Here is a 15,499-nt window from a genome sequence, read left to right as displayed (position 1 = left end):
TTACAAAACCCCCTGTGACACCACTTCTGCCAGTCTGCTCACCAACTCATCAATCCGCTTATCGTAGATGCGGTAGCTGACAGGGTTTACGACTAGCCTTGAAGTCACATCTCCAATTCGTTCATATTCAACCAGCCCGTTTTCCTTTAAGGTCCTACCTGTTGAAACAATATCCACAATCCGGTCGGATAATCCTATAATGGGTGCTAGTTCAATGGAGCCGTTTAACTTAATAATTTCGACCTGTTCCCCCTGCTCGCGAAAATAGGCTTCCGCAACATTCGGATATTTGGTTGCCACTCGCGGAGCGACATCATTCATTTTAGTGTTTGGCAGGCCGGCAACTGCCAAGTAGCAGTAGCTGATTTTAAGATCAAGGAGTTCATACACATCGCGCTCTTCCTCCAATAAAACATCCTTCCCTGCAATTCCCACATCGGCCACGCCGTGCTCCACATAAGTAGCCACATCCATTGGCTTCGCTAAAATAAACCGTAAACCTTCCTCTTCCACATCAATTATTAATTTTCGGGAGTCATCAAATTCTGGTGGCAGGTTATAGTTGGCCTTCCGCAGCAGTTCCACTGCCTCCTCAAATATCCGTCCCTTTGGCATCGCAATTGTTAGTATATTACTCATCGCCGCGTCCTCCGATTAAATAGGTTGTCTCGGCAAACCTTTTTGTAAATGCATCAAGATTATTGACACCCGTTATATCCTGTAGAACGGCTTTCTTCCCCTGGTCGTGCATGTCACTTGCTAATTGAAAGGCTTCTTTGCGCCGTTCCTGGCTGAAAAAAATGCAGTGAGTGGTATTTTCCAGCGAACCTCCTCCGAGTGCTTCTAGAAGCATATCTACTCGAACGGCAAATCCAGTGGCACTTGCTTTTTTCCCAAACTTCTCTATTAAACTATAGCGTCCGCCATTCCCAATCGGAAAACCGACATTCCCGGCATACGCCTCAAATAAAATACCTGAATAATAGCTCATGTGGCTGACGATGGTAAAATCAAACTTCACATATTCCTCTACTCCGTAATCCTTAATTACATCCCAAAGCTCTTTTAATTCGACAATTGCTTGTTTACCCTTGTCGTTTTCAATGATATCCAAGGCCTGCCCGATGACCTCTTCACCACCTCTTAATTGTAAAAGCTTTAAGAGTCGTTGTTTATCAATCGACGAAAGCTGTAAAGAGTTTACATGCTCACGGTAGCCTACATAATTTTTTTCAAATAAGAATTTACGTAAAGCATTCGCACGGCCATTGGTTCCAAGAATTTGGACAAACAGTTCTTGTGCAAAACCAACGTGCCCCACTGAGACTTGGAATTGTGGCAGTCCTGCTTTTTTCAGCGAAGAAATAAGTAAAGCAATGACCTCTCCATCACATGAAACGGTGTCCTCGTTCAGACATTCCACACCGATTTGTTCGAATTCAGCTGGTCGGCCGCCCTCTCGCTGCTGTGCGCGAAACACATTAGCTGAATAGGCAAGCCTTACTGGTAGGTCTTCTTCTAGCAGCTTGGATGCTGCCACCCGTGCGATCGGTGCTGTCATATCTGGGCGAAGGACCAAGGTATGTCCCTCTTTATCAAGTAATTTAAACAACTGCTGGTCAGCAATGGCTGATGCTGCTCCAACGGTTTCATAGTATTCAAGCGTAGGTGTTTCTATAAACTGATAGCCCCAAAGTTTCATCGTATCGGACATGTATGTACGTACACGATCTTTTTTTTCATAAAGCTCTGGCAGTGTATCCCGCATCCCCAAGGGCTTTTCAAACATAAACAAGCGACTCATCCGGCTCACCCTTTATTGTAAAATTGCAATTGCTTTAGTCTGCTAATGTGATAATGAATTAAAGTTATTAGTAGTTTACCTCTAGTGATACTGTTCGTCAATGAAAAAGTGTTCTTCCTGCTGGAAAATAGGCACAGTTTTGATTATTTTACCCTAGTTTTTGGTTTAATCCACTTGAAAACAATTTTATTCCTCCATGAAGGTGTAGGATTCCGCCGAGATTCCACGTTATTCTGCCAACTCCGGACGGAATTCCGCCAACTTTCCTATTTATTCCGCCAACTTGTAGCGAGATTCCGCCAGTTTCCCCTTTATTTCCGCCAAACCTCACACCTCGGAAGAAATTTTTTCCATAAAAAAAAGCCAAGTCGTATAAACTTGGCTTCCTTCAATGTTTATTTTTGACCACCATATATCGGATCGTCTGCCCAGCGCTCGGCCAGTTCTTCCCTTGTATAAATGACCCTCATCGGGTTACCGCCAACGAACGCACCAGCTGGAACATCTTTATGCACAAGTGTTGCCGCTGATACGATGGCTCCATCACCAATCGTAATCCCTGGCATAATCGTGGAGTTCGCACCAATCATGACCTCACTGCCAATCGTTACGGGACCCAGCCGGTATTCCTTAATTAAATACTCATGGGCCAGGATAGTTGTATTGTACCCGATCACGGTGTTGCGACCGACGCTGATTTTTTCCGGGAACATGACATCGAGCATCACCATGAGTGCAAAACTGGTTTGCTCACCCACCTTAACCCCTAGGAAGGTACGATACAGCCAATTTTTCATTCCCAGCAATGGTGTATAACGAGCCAACTGAATGACAATAAAGTTTCTGACAACCTTCCAAAATGGCACGGTCTTGTAGACATGCCATAAGGAGTTCGCACCTTCAACAGGGTAGCGAGTCGTATTCCTCATGTTTCTCACTCTCCGAGAATCGTTAATAAATCCTTCATGTTCTCTAGCATATAATCTGGTTCATACTTCGCCACGTATTCTCTTCCTTTAATGGACCATGCCACACCTGCTGTTGCCGTGCCCGCATTTTTCCCAGCCAAAATATCGTGGAAATTATCCCCCACCATGATCGCCTCTTCAGCCGTCGCATCCAGCTGTTCAAGAGCCTTGAAAATTGGTTCTGGGTCTGGCTTCACTTTTTCTACATGATCATAGGCAACAATTACTTCAAAGTAGTCTTCTAGCTCCATCAACCGGAGCCCTTTAAGTGTCACATCATGACGTTTAGTAGTTACAATACCGAGCTTATACCCACGATCCTTCAAAGTCTGGACCGTTTCCTTGACACCCACGAATTCTTTTACAAGTTCATCGTGATTGGCAATGTTAAAGGCACGGTATTCTGAGACCATTTCTTCCACCCGGTCTGGGTCCATATTGCCAAACACATCATGCAATGTTGGTCCGAGGAATGGCAGAACATCCTCTCTCTGGTACTGGCTTGGATAATATTTTTCAAGGGTATGCAAATATGTCGTGATAATTAATTCATTCGTATCAATTAGTGTCCCATCTAAATCAAAAAGAACGGTTGTAATTTTGTTAGTCATAGGTAGCTTCCTTTCTTTTCACTAGTCCCGAGCGTGTCCATATGGTTCCAACAATTAGGGTTAACAAAATGGCCACACCCAGTCGGATTAAGAATAACGGCCATACTGGAATGCCGAGAGGAACAAAGATTAATGTGTCCTCCACAACGGCATGGCAGGCCATGAGAAAAATAAAGGCCAGTGTAATATCCTTCTTACTGACTCCATCCTCTTTTACCGCCTGGATCATCACGCCAGCCCCATAGGCTAAACCGAATAATAGGCCGGCCGCCATTGTGGTCGACGTATTTTCCTTCATACCAAGCGTTCTTGTGACTGGAGCCATTGTTTTTGAAAAGCGATTTAACCACTGTAAATCTTTTAAAATTTGAATGACTACCATAAGTGGAATGACAATCATCGCTAATTGTAAAATACCGAGTCCTGCTTTTTGTACGGCCACCAAAATAATTCCTGTTACTCCATCCGCGTGTACGGTACTCTGCTCAATTAAACCATACTGGGCTTTTTCTCCGCCCCCATGCCAGACAAGATTAATGACTGCCGCTGAAAGAAGTGCAAGTCCTGGTCTTGTTACAAGAACCACCCACAGCTTTACCCCTGCTTTCATGGCCACACTAGATTCGATAAATAAGTTATGTGAAAAAGATAGCATGACCGCTAGAATAAACACTTCTTTTACCGAAAAATCCAGCGTGAGTATAGCGCCAATTGCCGCATATAGGTTGAGAAAGTTCCCTAGAACAAGCGGAATGGCTGCATCCCCGGACAAACCAATAAGTTTCATGAGCGGGGAAATCAATTTTATGATCCAGGGCAGTACAGGTGTATACTGCAGCACTGCTACAATCAAGGTAACGGGGAAAATAATTTTCCCTAAGGTCCATGTTGTCTTTAAGCCAACCAGCAGCCCTTTTTTTAATGAGCTTAATAGCATTTCCCCTATACTCCTTTGCTGATCTAGTCTCTATGATTTAATTTGCTTGATCTAAATAATGCGCCTCTGAAAGTTTCTTTGTTCGGCGATAAATTAAAATGGCCAATGCTCCAACCACTAAGACAATCGAAATAGTTTGCGCCATTCGGAGACTTCCCAGCATCAGGCTGTCTGTTCGCATTCCTTCCACAAAAAAACGGCCAATGGAATACCAAATCACATAGGACAGGAAGAGCTCTCCACGTCGGAAATTCACGCGACGAAGTAAAATTAATAAGAAAAAGCCTACAAAATCCCAAATGGATTCGTATAAAAAGGTTGGGTGATAATACGTTCCGTCGATATACATCTGATTTATAATAAAGTCCGGTAAGTGCAGATTTTCAAGGAATGTCCTTGTTACCTCACGACCATGTGCTTCCTGGTTCATGAAATTGCCCCATCGGCCAATTGCCTGTCCAAGAATAATGCTTGGTGCGGCGATATCTGCAATCTTCCAGAAGGAGATCCCACGCTTTTTTGAAAACACATACGTAGTAATAACCGCTCCAATCAATGCACCGTGAATAGCGATTCCACCATTCCAAATCTGTGGTGCTTCAATCGGATGCTTAATATAATACTTCCATTCAAAAACAACATAATAAATGCGGGCAGAAATAATGGCAATCGGAATCGCCCAAAGCATTAAATCTGCAAATGTATCGTTCGGCAGTCCCCGGCGATTCCCTTCTCTAATCGCAAGGAACAGGGCAAGCGCCAAACCTGAACCAATGATAATCCCATACCAATGTACATCGATAGGCCCTAGTGAAAAGGCGATCGGGTTTAGCGGTTGAATCGTTTCGTTCATCTCTCTCTCTCCTTTACCCTTTAAATATCTTCGTGTTCTCCATCCTCAATCACATCTGATAAGCGATCTGTAAATTGCTGCGCTGCGTTCACACCCATTCTTTTTAGTCGGAAATTCATCGCTGCAACTTCGATGATAACAGCTAAGTTTCTTCCTGGGCGGACAGGGACGGTCATCTTTGTCACTTCAGTATCAATAATCTTCATTTTCTCTTCATCTAATCCCAGGCGGTCATACTGTTTTTTCGCATCCCAGATCTCTAAATTCATGATGAGTGTAATTCGCTTGTTACTGCGAACGGCACCGGCACCGAATAGAGTCATAACATTAATAATCCCTAAGCCGCGGATTTCTAATAAGTGTTCAATTAACTCTGGAGAGGTACCTACTAATGTATCCTGGTCCTCTTGGCGAATTTCCACGCAATCATCGGCAACAAGTCGATGGCCGCGCTTGACTAGCTCTAGCGCCGTTTCACTTTTACCTACGCCACTTTTACCGGTAATTAATACGCCAATTCCATACACATCCACTAACACACCGTGGACGGCTGTTGTTGGAGCCAGCTTACTTTCTAAAAAGTTCGTTAAGCGGCTGGAGAAACGGGTGGTTTTCATGCTTGTCCGTAAGACAGGCACCGATTCCCGTTCCGAGGCTTCAATTAATTCCACAGGAACTTCAATATCTCTAGTGACGATAATAGCTGGAGTGATATCCGTGCATAACCGTTCCATTCTAGAAACTCGCTCACTCTCAGAAAGCTCTTCAAAAAAGGATAGCTCTGTTTTCCCTAAAAGTTGAATGCGTTCCGCTGGATAAAATTCAAAATATCCGGCAATTTCAATACCTGGACGTGATATATCACTCGTAGTTATGGGACGGTTAATGCCCTCTTCACCACTGACCAATTCAAGCTGAAATTTCTTTACTATGTCTATCGTGCGTACTTTTGGCAAGTAGCTTCCTCCTTCATTCGAATGGCATTATTCATGAACGACAGTTCACAAATAATACAAAAAATTTCATTACCTCCTATTTTAGCATTTTTTGAAAAAGAACCAAATAAAAAAGGGAGCAAAGTTGCCCCCTCATTTATCCTTGGAGTTCCTAGATGGATCCAAGATAGTTTTATGAATGATGATATTTACCACGGACATCAAAACGGCAAAGAACAATGCCATACCGAAGCCTTGAATCTCAAATGCCTCACCCATTAAATAATCGGTTAATTCAAGTGTGATGGCATTGATCACAAACAAGAAAAGCCCCATCGATAAGATAGTTACAGGTAATGTAAATAATATTAAAAGCGGTCGCACCAGAACATTTAAGATGGATAATAAAATGCTCGCTTGTAAGGCGGCCCAAAATCCTGTCAATTGAAAGCTTTCATGAAAATAGCCAGCAAGTGCCATGAACAAAACTGCATTAATTAAACATCCTATCAGCCATCTCATAATTTAAAATCTCCTACTTATTCTTCAAGTGATTTGTGAATCGCAATGGAACCTGTTTTTGTATCAGCATAGATTCTCATCATTTTATCAGGATGATTGACCGATTGAAAGCGAAGTGATTTTTGAATCATTTCCGTTTTTTCTTCGAGCACCTGAACGCCAACGAGGTTCACATGAAACCCACCTAAGTTTGTTTTCAACTCACCATTAACCGGGATTCCCTCGGGAATAAAGACGTCTATGCCACCCGTGATCGCTTTTGCTTGAATCCATTCAGAGCGATTTCCTCGTACGTTATAGCTTATATTACCGTTAAAGGATTGCGTTTCAACCTTCTTAAAATCGCCCTCTACCATAATTGCTCCATGTATGGTTTCTGCTTCAAGTTCATCTAGCACACTGCGGTTGACCTTAATTTTCCCATGGGCTGTCTCCAATTCCGCTTTCTTCCCGTTCAGCTGATTCAACGCTATTTTTCCATTGGCGGTCTTTACGCGAAGGTCACCCACATTCATCTCTTCTCCTACTACCGTACCATTAAACATCCTGATTCGAACACGGTCATACTGAGACTTTGGTACAAAAACGATTGCATCGACCTTCATCCACTTTTGCTGGGTCGTAAAACGTAATTTCTCGTTCTCGATTGAAAAGTGTACATCACGTAGGAAGTTTTGGCGTGCTTGGTCTTGGTTTTCCACACGATAGACCTTAGCTTGACACTCGATTCTTACATCTGGTTGATCCCATGCAGCAATTTTGACGGATCCGTTTGCCACGTCTATGTCGATATCCTTCATGTTGGCATCCCCATGCTGAAAAATATGAGAAATATCGACGGATTGGCCAAAGTTCAAATCAAAATCAAATTCTTTGATTTTTTTCAGTGCGGAATCAACAAAGTCAAAAATCTTCTCCTTTGTGGATTGATACTTCGCCTGAAACGCCTCTTCCTTTTGGGCCTCCTCAAATTGAACAGCAGTCGACAGTTCATTCACCATTTGCTCCTGCTTTTTCTCCATTGTTTGCTGGGCTTTTTCTAATTCCTCAAGCAACGTTAAAGCTTCCTCCACCTTCAGCTTGCCTTCTTCCACCATTTTCAAAATCCTGATTCTTTCCTCTTTCATGGTCTCCACCTCAGCATCATATTTTTTTCCTCTAAAAGTTTATTCAGAAAGCAATACCTTTACGCCCTTAATAATGTTCCAGATCGTGACAGCGATTCCGGTGATTACAAGAGCGACAATACTAATGATTGTTAAAATAGGAATCTCATTTTGGAAGTTGATGGAATCATTCAGAACAGCAATCACAACAAACGGCAGCAAAATAATCGGGATTAAATGTGAGAGTAACGATTTCTTAGCATGCGCTTTTGTTCCTTGGTCACCGCTAGCAAAATACACTACAAGCGGAAAAATAAATCCAGCGAAAAAAATACTAAAATAACACAAGCTTGATAGAACCTTTCTTGTTTCCATTTCGTACATCACCTCACCTTTTATGTACGAACCGAAAGGAAAAAAGTTTCTATAAATCTGACCGAAACGTCCGGTATTTTTTTTCAAAAAACCGCTGCATGCCGTCCGCAAACATATTAAAGATAAAAATGGTGACGGCAATGGCCCCAATAACAGAAAATGGGATCCATTCATATGTAAAAATATCTTTCGTAATGGTCGAGAACATCGTTGGCCAAGCGAGCGAAGTGTTCACTACCTCATAGGCGCCACTCTCTACGGTCATAAATTTATGTGTGACATAGATATGGACAACGCCAAGCTGTGCGATAAGGAACAGCACCCGTCCCATATCGTTGATGATTAAGATAATAATATGGGGTATGACTGCGGGAAAATAGTAGTTTTTAAACATCTTGAAAGGTGATCCTCCGGCAGCAATCCCTGCTTCTATATAAGGCCTACGCTTGGTTTCCTTCATGTGTTGAAGGATAATTTCTGCCACCCTTCCCGTTTCCAGAACGGCTAAGATCACAATCACCCGAAAACCCCGGTCAGGTGAAAAAAAGACAAAGGGCAATGTCACGAAAAAGGAGACGAAAAATATCGGCGGCATAAAGGAAAAGAGCTGCTGCCATGCCTGTAGGAATTTTTCTAACCACTTGGAATAAAAGCCGGCAACAGCTAACGGGATGGCCAACAGATAGCGAATGAGAACAACCAAAACAACAATGCTTAATGTCTCTTTTGCCCCCATTACCAGCAGACTTAAGATATCCACCCCTTCATGATTGCTCCCAAGCGGATATCCTTCCATTGGGGGAAATGGCGGCAGATAGAACTTCCCTTCCGCTGTTTTTATGACTCCGGTTTGCTTTAACTTATGATCTACAAACGGCAAGGAAGGCCCTGCAAATATAGCAATCAGTAAAACTAGTAGAAAAACAGAGCTAATCCACAGCTTATAATTCTTCAATTGGATTCCTTCCTTTCTAACGGAGAAACGAGTCCTTTGGCGATTTCACTCAGAACCTTTGCTAGAAAAATAACGGCGGTAAAGAGAATGATATACCCTGCGGCCGGATACAACTTTACTTGAATATTCATTCCTATCGTGAAAAACTCAGGGGAGGTCACGGTTTCATAAAAAAAGTACGCCGCCCCCCGGTAGTTTGTTAGAAACTCCACAATAAATAAGTTTGATAGAGTATAAAGCGTAATCGTATTGGTGTGGCTAAGTATTTTTACGAAGCAATTTTTCAATACATGGCGGTAGAGTACTCTAAAAGAAGAGGTTCCTTTAGAGAAAGCAGTACGTATGTAATCCATTCCCTGTTCGTCACGAATGCTGAAATATGTGATATTGGCTATGTAGAAAAGCGGATAAATAGCTAGAAAAAAGATGTCTAATAAAACAACACTCAACTGGTCGCTTCCATAAACGACAATATGCGGCAAGAGTCCTGCCTCATAGCCTTCCATGATGAGCAGTTGAAGGGCAATGATTAAAAATAGATCAGGAACGGAGAGGAAGAATCTTGTCATGCTGACTCCAAACAGCTTCCCTCTTCGGCTGCGTATTCGGAAATCAAAGATTCCTTTTACCACGCCAAGGAAAAAGCCAAGGAAGAGAGCAGGTATGACAATGAGCAGGCTTTTTTGGAAGGTGCGCCAAATATTCTCTGTTAAGGAGTAGCCATTATAAACGGTGCCAAGTCCCTCATTTTCCTTTATGTATTGAAAAAACTCTGCAAATTGATTCACATGCTGGTCAAAGGAATAGTTATAGACAGCACTGAGGAACTCCCCTCCAGAACCAGTTTGATAGGAGGTGGTCCGAGGTAGGAATAAGAGACTTAAAAATAGAAAAATAGTAATTAGCCACAGTAACGCTTGATAGACAATGGAACGAATGATCATTTTGCCAACTCCTTTTCTCCTATATTTTACCAATACGTTAGAAGTGTTTCAATATTCGAACTAATACACAATTATTAGACGTAAGAAAAGCGGAAAGGTGACTGGATTTCGAGGTTTTTTATGAGGAACTGCGGGGGGATTCCGCCGGCTTTCTAATTTATTCCGCCGTATTCAGCTGAGATTCCGCCGATTCTTGGATTTATTCCGCCAACTTTGGCCGGAATTCCGCCAACTTTCCCAGTTATTCCGCCAAACACAGTTTAAGCAAAAAAAAAGAGCCAAAACCAGCAACTGGTTTCAGCTCTTTTTCATGTTTTATGCTTCTACTGCACTTTTATCTTCAATTTGTTTTTTCATTCTTAAACGATCTCGCTCAAGGATTGGTTTCAAATATTTGCCCGTATACGATTCAGGGACTTCTGCTACCTTTTCCGGTGTACCTGTCGCAATAATAGTTCCACCCTTGTCGCCGCCTTCCGGACCAAGGTCAATCAGATAATCGGCAGCTTTAATGACATCGAGATTGTGTTCGATCACAAGGACTGTTTCCCCATTTTCAACCAATCGCTGAAGTACAACGAGTAAACGTGCAATGTCATCCACATGAAGTCCAGTTGTCGGCTCATCTAGGATGTAAAATGACTTACCAGTTGAGCGACGGTGTAGCTCTGAAGCAAGCTTCACCCGCTGGGCTTCCCCACCGGAAAGTGTGGTTGCCGGCTGGCCAAGCGTAATATATCCAAGTCCGACGTCCAAAATTGTCTGTAGCTTGCGGCTGATTTTTGGAATATTTTCGAAAAATTCAACTGCTGCTTCGACCGTCATATCAAGAATATCAGAAATATTTTTTCCTTTATACTTTACTTCCAGCGTCTCACGGTTATAACGCTTGCCGTGGCACACTTCGCAAGGAACATACACATCAGGTAAAAAGTGCATTTCAATTTTAATGATTCCATCCCCACGGCATGCCTCACAGCGACCGCCCTTCACGTTAAAACTGAAGCGCCCTTTTTTATATCCACGGACCTTTGCTTCGTTCGTAGCGGCAAACACATCACGAACGTCGTCGAAGACACCTGTGTAGGTAGCCGGGTTGGAGCGTGGTGTTCTTCCAATTGGCGACTGGTCAATATCGATCACTTTTTCTAAATAATCAATTCCTTTTATGCTCTTATGCTCACCAGGCTTTGTTTTTGCATGATGGAGCTTTTGTGCCAGAGATTTATGAAGGATTTCATTAATTAGCGTACTTTTTCCGGAACCTGATACACCAGTGATAGCGATAAACATGCCAAGTGGAATTTTCACATTAACATTTTTCAAGTTATTTTCAGATGCGCCTTTTATTTCGATATAACGCCCATCAGGCTTTCGCCGTTCTAACGGCAAGGAAATAAACTTCTTTCCTGACAAATACTGACCTGTTAACGAATTTGGATCCGCCATGACTTCTTCCGGTGTACCGGCCGAAACCACTTGTCCGCCATGCACTCCAGCACCTGGGCCGATATCAATTAAATAATCGGCGGCTATCATCGTATCCTCATCATGCTCAACGACAATGAGGGTATTGCCAATGTCACGCATCTGCTGCAACGTGCCAATTAAACGGTCATTATCACGCTGATGAAGTCCTATCGACGGTTCATCTAAAATGTATAATACGCCCGTTAAACGTGATCCGATTTGTGTCGCTAAGCGAATCCGCTGCGCCTCCCCACCGGAAAGCGTGCCAGCCGTTCGGCTGAGCGTTAAATAATCAAGACCAACATTGATTAAGAAACCCAGGCGTTCACTGATTTCACGAAAAATGAGTTTCGCTATTTGCATCTCTTTTTCCGTCAGCTTCAATTCAGAAAAAAATTGATGTGCTTCTTCAATGGAAAGGTCGGTCACTTGAGCAATATGATGACCATTAATTAGGACAGCTAAAGTTTCCTTTTTCAGACGATAGCCCTTACAGGTTGGACACGGCTGTTGTGCCATGTATTTTTCCATTTGTTCCCGGATATAATCAGAGCTTGTCTCCTTGAAACGACGCTCAACGTTCGGGATGACCCCTTCAAATTCGATATGCCCTTCACGGATTTGGCCAAAATCATTTTCATAGCGGAAATAGATTTTATCACGGCCGGACCCGTATAATACTTTTTCTAACAGATGCTCTGGAATATCCTTTACGGGGATGTTCATATCCACCCCGAAGTGATCACAGACTGCCTCAAGCAGTTGTGGGTAATACTGCGAGCTTGTCGGCTCCCATGGGGCAATGGCATGCTGTTTTAACGTCAGATCTTTGTTAGGGATGACTAAGTCTACATCCACTTCGAGCTTTGAACCAAGCCCATCGCATTCTGGGCAAGCACCAAAGGGGCTGTTAAAGGAGAACATCCTTGGCTCTAGCTCCCCGATGGAAAAACCACAAAGCGGACAGGCATGGTTTTCACTAAATAACAGTTCTTCCTCGCCAATCACATCGACAATGACTTTTCCTTCGCCGAGTTTTAACGCGGTTTCAAGTGAATCGGCAATTCGAGCTGAAATGCCCTCCTTGACCACGATCCGATCGACAACTACTTCAATCGAATGCTTTTTATTCTTTTCTAATTCGATTTCATCTCCGAGATCACGCATTTCACCGTCCACACGGACCCGAACAAAGCCTTGCTTTTTAACATCCTCGAGGACCTTTACATGCGTTCCTTTTCTTCCGGAAACAACCGGTGCAAGGATTTGCATTTTTGTCCGTTCTGGATATTCGAGGATCCGATCGACCATCTGTTCAATCGTTTGAGAGGAAATTTCGATATGATGAATCGGACAGGTTGGGTGTCCGACCCTAGCAAATAATAATCGTAAATAATCATAGATTTCTGTCACGGTCCCGACTGTTGAGCGCGGGTTCCGGCTTGTTGTTTTTTGATCGATAGAAATGGCAGGGGATAAACCTTCAATCGCATCGACATCAGGCTTATCCATCTGACCTAAAAATTGCCGGGCATAGGCAGACAGGGATTCTACATATCGGCGCTGCCCTTCTGCATAAATCGTATCAAATGCGAGCGAGGACTTCCCTGAACCGGAAAGCCCCGTCAACACTACAAGCTTATCTCTCGGAATGGTGACATCGATATTTTTTAAATTGTGGGCTCTGGCGCCTTTAACAACCAGTTTCTCCATCGCCATGTGTACGTCATCCTTCCGCTTTAAGTTCCAATAATAGGTCACGAAGCTCGGCAGCACGTTCGTAGTTTAGTGCCTTTGCTTCTGCCTTCATCTCTTTTTCCATCGTAGCAATCAGCTTTTCTCTTTCCTTCTTGTTCATCTTGCTGAAGGATGCGGCTGGTTTGTACTCTTCTTGCTCCTCGGCCGCATGTGTCGCACGTATAACATCACGGATTGCTTTTTGAATGGTCTTTGGGGTAATACCATGCTTTTCGTTATATTCTTCTTGGATGGCACGGCGCCGCCTTGTTTCGCTAATCGCCAGCTCCATCGAATTCGTCATGCGATCAGCGTACATGATGACATGTCCATTGGCATTCCGTGCTGCCCGGCCAATCGTCTGAATGAGTGATCGCTCGGAACGAAGGAAGCCTTCTTTGTCCGCATCAAGAATGGTTATTAGTGACACCTCAGGAATATCCAGACCTTCACGGAGAAGATTGATTCCGATAAGTACGTCATATTTCCCCATTCGCAGTTCACGGATAATTTCAATCCGTTCAAGCGTTTTTACCTCTGAGTGTAAATATTGAACTTTAATCCCGATTTCTTTTAGATAATCGGTTAAGTCCTCTGACATTTTCTTCGTCAAAGTGGTGACAAGGACACGTTCATTTTTCTTCACACGTTCTTGGATTTCACCGATTAAATCATCAATTTGTCCCTCAATCGGTCGAACTTCAATCGTTGGATCTAATAGTCCAGTCGGGCGGATGATTTGCTGAACCATGTCAGGCGTATGCTCCAGCTCATATGGTCCAGGAGTTGCCGAAACAAAGATGGCGTTGTGAACATGCTTATCAAATTCATCAAACGTTAACGGTCGATTATCTAGAGCCGATGGCAGACGGAATCCGTGGTCCACAAGGACTTGTTTCCTTGCTTTGTCACCATTAAACATACCCCTGACTTGTGGCAGGGTAACATGCGACTCATCGATAATCATCAGAAAATCTTCTGGAAAATAATCCAGCAGCGTATACGGCGTCGATCCTGCCGGCCTTAAGGTAAGGTGACGTGAATAATTTTCAATGCCTGAACAAAAACCCATTTCTCTCATCATTTCTAAATCATAACGGGTCCTCTGTTCAATTCGCTGGGCTTCAAGCAACTTATTGTCCGCCCGCAACTCCTCGAGGCGCTCCTCGAGTTCTTTTTCGATATTCTGAATGGCAACGCGCATTTTCTCTTCCCGTGTAACGAAGTGGGAGGCTGGAAAAATGGCAATATGCTCGCGTTCACCAATAATTTCTCCTGTAAGCGCATCAACTTCACGAATCCGGTCGATTTCATCACCGAAAAATTCTACGCGCACACAATGCTCATCACGTGAAACGGGGAAAATTTCGACCACGTCTCCACGGACACGAAACGTACCGCGCTTAAAATCAATATCATTTCGTTCATATTGGATATCAACTAAGCGATGAAGCAAGTGGTTACGCTCGATTTCCATGCCGCTTCTTAGTGATAAGACCATTTCGCGGTATTCTTCAGGTGAACCGAGACCATAGATACAAGAGACACTGGCGATGATGATGACATCTTTTCGTTCAAATAAAGAAGAAGTCGCCGAGTGGCGCAGTTTATCAATCTCATCGTTGATGCTGGCATCTTTTTCAATGAAGGTATCAGTTTGTGGCACATATGCTTCTGGTTGATAGTAATCATAGTAACTGACAAAATATTCAACCGCGTTGTTCGGGAAAAATTCCTTGAACTCGCTGTACAGCTGTCCTGCCAATGTTTTGTTGTGAGCGATGACAAGGGTTGGTTTATTGACCTCTTTAATCACGTTAGAAACAGTAAACGTTTTTCCTGTTCCTGTCGCCCCAAGGAGTGTTTGATGACGCTTATTATTTCGAATCCCCTCGACTAACTGGCGAATCGCTTCCGGCTGATCCCCCTGTGGAGAGTACGCTGAGACTAATTCAAATTGGTCTTTCACACGATTTCCTCCCGTACAAATAAATCACTTTTCAGCTCAAAATCTAGTTAATGAGTGGGATGGTGCTGGAAAGTGTATCCTCTAAAAATTCATATTAACATTCTACCACAATACCCCAAAAACAAACCAATAATATGCGAACTAGTATTCGTTTTTTATTGTTTTTGTATAAATAATAGGCTGTGTTAAAGAACAGTGTTAATTTTTACATCCTGTTGATTGGAGCGGAAGGCTCGAAGATCCTCGAAAATGCTACCGCATTTCCTTCGTGCGGTGTTGATTCGAAGAAGCTTATTCAATGTCCTGTGGGAGT

At 43.2% G+C, this 15,499-nt stretch carries 14 protein-coding genes; all 14 read right to left on the bottom strand.

The genetic code is table 11. From position 1 onward, the window contains the following. Positions 1-639, bottom strand: a complete 639-nt coding sequence (gene hisG / locus ABES03_RS05710) for an ATP phosphoribosyltransferase (RefSeq protein WP_308082535.1) — start codon at positions 637-639, stop codon at positions 1-3. After that, complete coding sequence (locus ABES03_RS05705) at positions 632-1,804, bottom strand: ATP phosphoribosyltransferase regulatory subunit (protein WP_430115963.1); 1,173 nt, start codon at positions 1,802-1,804, stop codon at positions 632-634. The genes hisG and ABES03_RS05705 overlap by 8 nt, the downstream gene beginning before the upstream one ends. 395 nt (positions 1,805-2,199) lie before the next feature. Beyond that, positions 2,200-2,733, bottom strand: a complete 534-nt coding sequence (locus ABES03_RS05700) for an acyltransferase (protein WP_430115960.1) — start codon at positions 2,731-2,733, stop codon at positions 2,200-2,202. A 5-nt stretch (positions 2,734-2,738) separates the two neighbouring features. Next, the gene (gene ppaX / locus ABES03_RS05695) at positions 2,739-3,383 is read right to left on the bottom strand and encodes a pyrophosphatase PpaX (protein ID WP_430115957.1); all 645 of its coding nucleotides are present in this window, start codon (positions 3,381-3,383) and stop codon (positions 2,739-2,741) included. Beyond that, positions 3,376-4,320 (bottom strand): nucleoside recognition domain-containing protein, encoded by a 945-nt coding sequence (locus ABES03_RS05690; RefSeq protein ID WP_430115954.1) that lies wholly within the window; start codon positions 4,318-4,320, stop codon positions 3,376-3,378. The genes ppaX and ABES03_RS05690 overlap by 8 nt, the downstream gene beginning before the upstream one ends. A gap of 37 nt (positions 4,321-4,357) precedes the next feature. Further along, positions 4,358-5,173, bottom strand: coding sequence for a prolipoprotein diacylglyceryl transferase (lgt, locus tag ABES03_RS05685; protein ID WP_430115952.1), 816 nt, complete (start codon positions 5,171-5,173; stop codon positions 4,358-4,360). A gap of 20 nt (positions 5,174-5,193) precedes the next feature. Next, the gene (gene hprK / locus ABES03_RS05680) at positions 5,194-6,129 is read right to left on the bottom strand and encodes an HPr(Ser) kinase/phosphatase (RefSeq protein WP_308082529.1); all 936 of its coding nucleotides are present in this window, start codon (positions 6,127-6,129) and stop codon (positions 5,194-5,196) included. A 132-nt stretch (positions 6,130-6,261) separates the two neighbouring features. Next, a complete protein-coding gene (locus ABES03_RS05675; protein WP_430115949.1) occupies positions 6,262-6,630 on the bottom strand; it encodes a phage holin family protein in 369 nt (122 codons plus the stop codon). Positions 6,631-6,647: 17 nt separating this feature from the next. Beyond that, positions 6,648-7,757, bottom strand: a complete 1,110-nt coding sequence (locus ABES03_RS05670; RefSeq protein WP_430115947.1) for a DUF4097 family beta strand repeat-containing protein — start codon at positions 7,755-7,757, stop codon at positions 6,648-6,650. Between the two features lie 39 nt (positions 7,758-7,796). Then, positions 7,797-8,111 carry a DUF4870 domain-containing protein gene (locus tag ABES03_RS05665; RefSeq protein WP_430115945.1) on the bottom strand — a complete coding sequence of 105 codons (315 nt, stop codon included), beginning with the start codon at positions 8,109-8,111 and terminating at the stop codon, positions 7,797-7,799. A 49-nt stretch (positions 8,112-8,160) separates the two neighbouring features. Continuing rightward, complete coding sequence (locus ABES03_RS05660) at positions 8,161-9,066, bottom strand: ABC transporter permease subunit (RefSeq protein WP_430115943.1); 906 nt, start codon at positions 9,064-9,066, stop codon at positions 8,161-8,163. Then, positions 9,063-10,010, bottom strand: a complete 948-nt coding sequence (locus ABES03_RS05655) for an ABC transporter permease subunit (protein WP_430115940.1) — start codon at positions 10,008-10,010, stop codon at positions 9,063-9,065. The genes ABES03_RS05660 and ABES03_RS05655 overlap by 4 nt, the downstream gene beginning before the upstream one ends. Before the next feature lie 315 nt (positions 10,011-10,325). Continuing rightward, positions 10,326-13,199: an excinuclease ABC subunit UvrA gene (uvrA, locus tag ABES03_RS05650; protein WP_430115937.1), complete on the bottom strand. Its 2,874-nt coding sequence runs from the start codon at positions 13,197-13,199 to the stop codon at positions 10,326-10,328. 7 nt (positions 13,200-13,206) lie between these two features. After that, a complete protein-coding gene (uvrB, locus tag ABES03_RS05645; RefSeq protein WP_430115935.1) occupies positions 13,207-15,186 on the bottom strand; it encodes an excinuclease ABC subunit UvrB in 1,980 nt (659 codons plus the stop codon). Between the last annotated feature and the right edge of the window lie 313 nt (positions 15,187-15,499).

The organism is Neobacillus rhizosphaerae, assembly GCF_050477885.1.
GTDB lineage: Bacteria > Bacillota > Bacilli > Bacillales > Cytobacillaceae > Neobacillus > Neobacillus rhizosphaerae_A.
The sequence above is the reverse complement of the archived record's forward strand: the minus strand, read 5'-3'. Positions and strand labels throughout refer to the sequence as shown.

Bases quoted from the DNA above. Each gene is read 5' to 3' on its own strand.
- hisG (WP_308082535.1), bottom strand. From the start codon at position 639: ATGAGTAATATACTAACAATTGCGATGCCAAAGGGACGGATATTTGAG.
- ABES03_RS05705 (WP_430115963.1), bottom strand. From the start codon at position 1,804: ATGAGTCGCTTGTTTATGTTTGAAAAGCCCTTGGGGATGCGGGATACA.
- ABES03_RS05700 (WP_430115960.1), bottom strand. From the start codon at position 2,733: ATGAGGAATACGACTCGCTACCCTGTTGAAGGTGCGAACTCCTTATGG.
- ppaX (WP_430115957.1), bottom strand. From the start codon at position 3,383: ATGACTAACAAAATTACAACCGTTCTTTTTGATTTAGATGGGACACTA.
- ABES03_RS05690 (WP_430115954.1), bottom strand. From the start codon at position 4,320: ATGCTATTAAGCTCATTAAAAAAAGGGCTGCTGGTTGGCTTAAAGACA.
- lgt (WP_430115952.1), bottom strand. From the start codon at position 5,173: ATGAACGAAACGATTCAACCGCTAAACCCGATCGCCTTTTCACTAGGG.
- ABES03_RS05675 (WP_430115949.1), bottom strand. From the start codon at position 6,630: ATGAGATGGCTGATAGGATGTTTAATTAATGCAGTTTTGTTCATGGCA.
- ABES03_RS05670 (WP_430115947.1), bottom strand. From the start codon at position 7,757: ATGAAAGAGGAAAGAATCAGGATTTTGAAAATGGTGGAAGAAGGCAAG.
- ABES03_RS05665 (WP_430115945.1), bottom strand. From the start codon at position 8,111: ATGGAAACAAGAAAGGTTCTATCAAGCTTGTGTTATTTTAGTATTTTT.
- ABES03_RS05655 (WP_430115940.1), bottom strand. From the start codon at position 10,010: ATGATCATTCGTTCCATTGTCTATCAAGCGTTACTGTGGCTAATTACT.
- uvrA (WP_430115937.1), bottom strand. From the start codon at position 13,199: ATGGCGATGGAGAAACTGGTTGTTAAAGGCGCCAGAGCCCACAATTTA.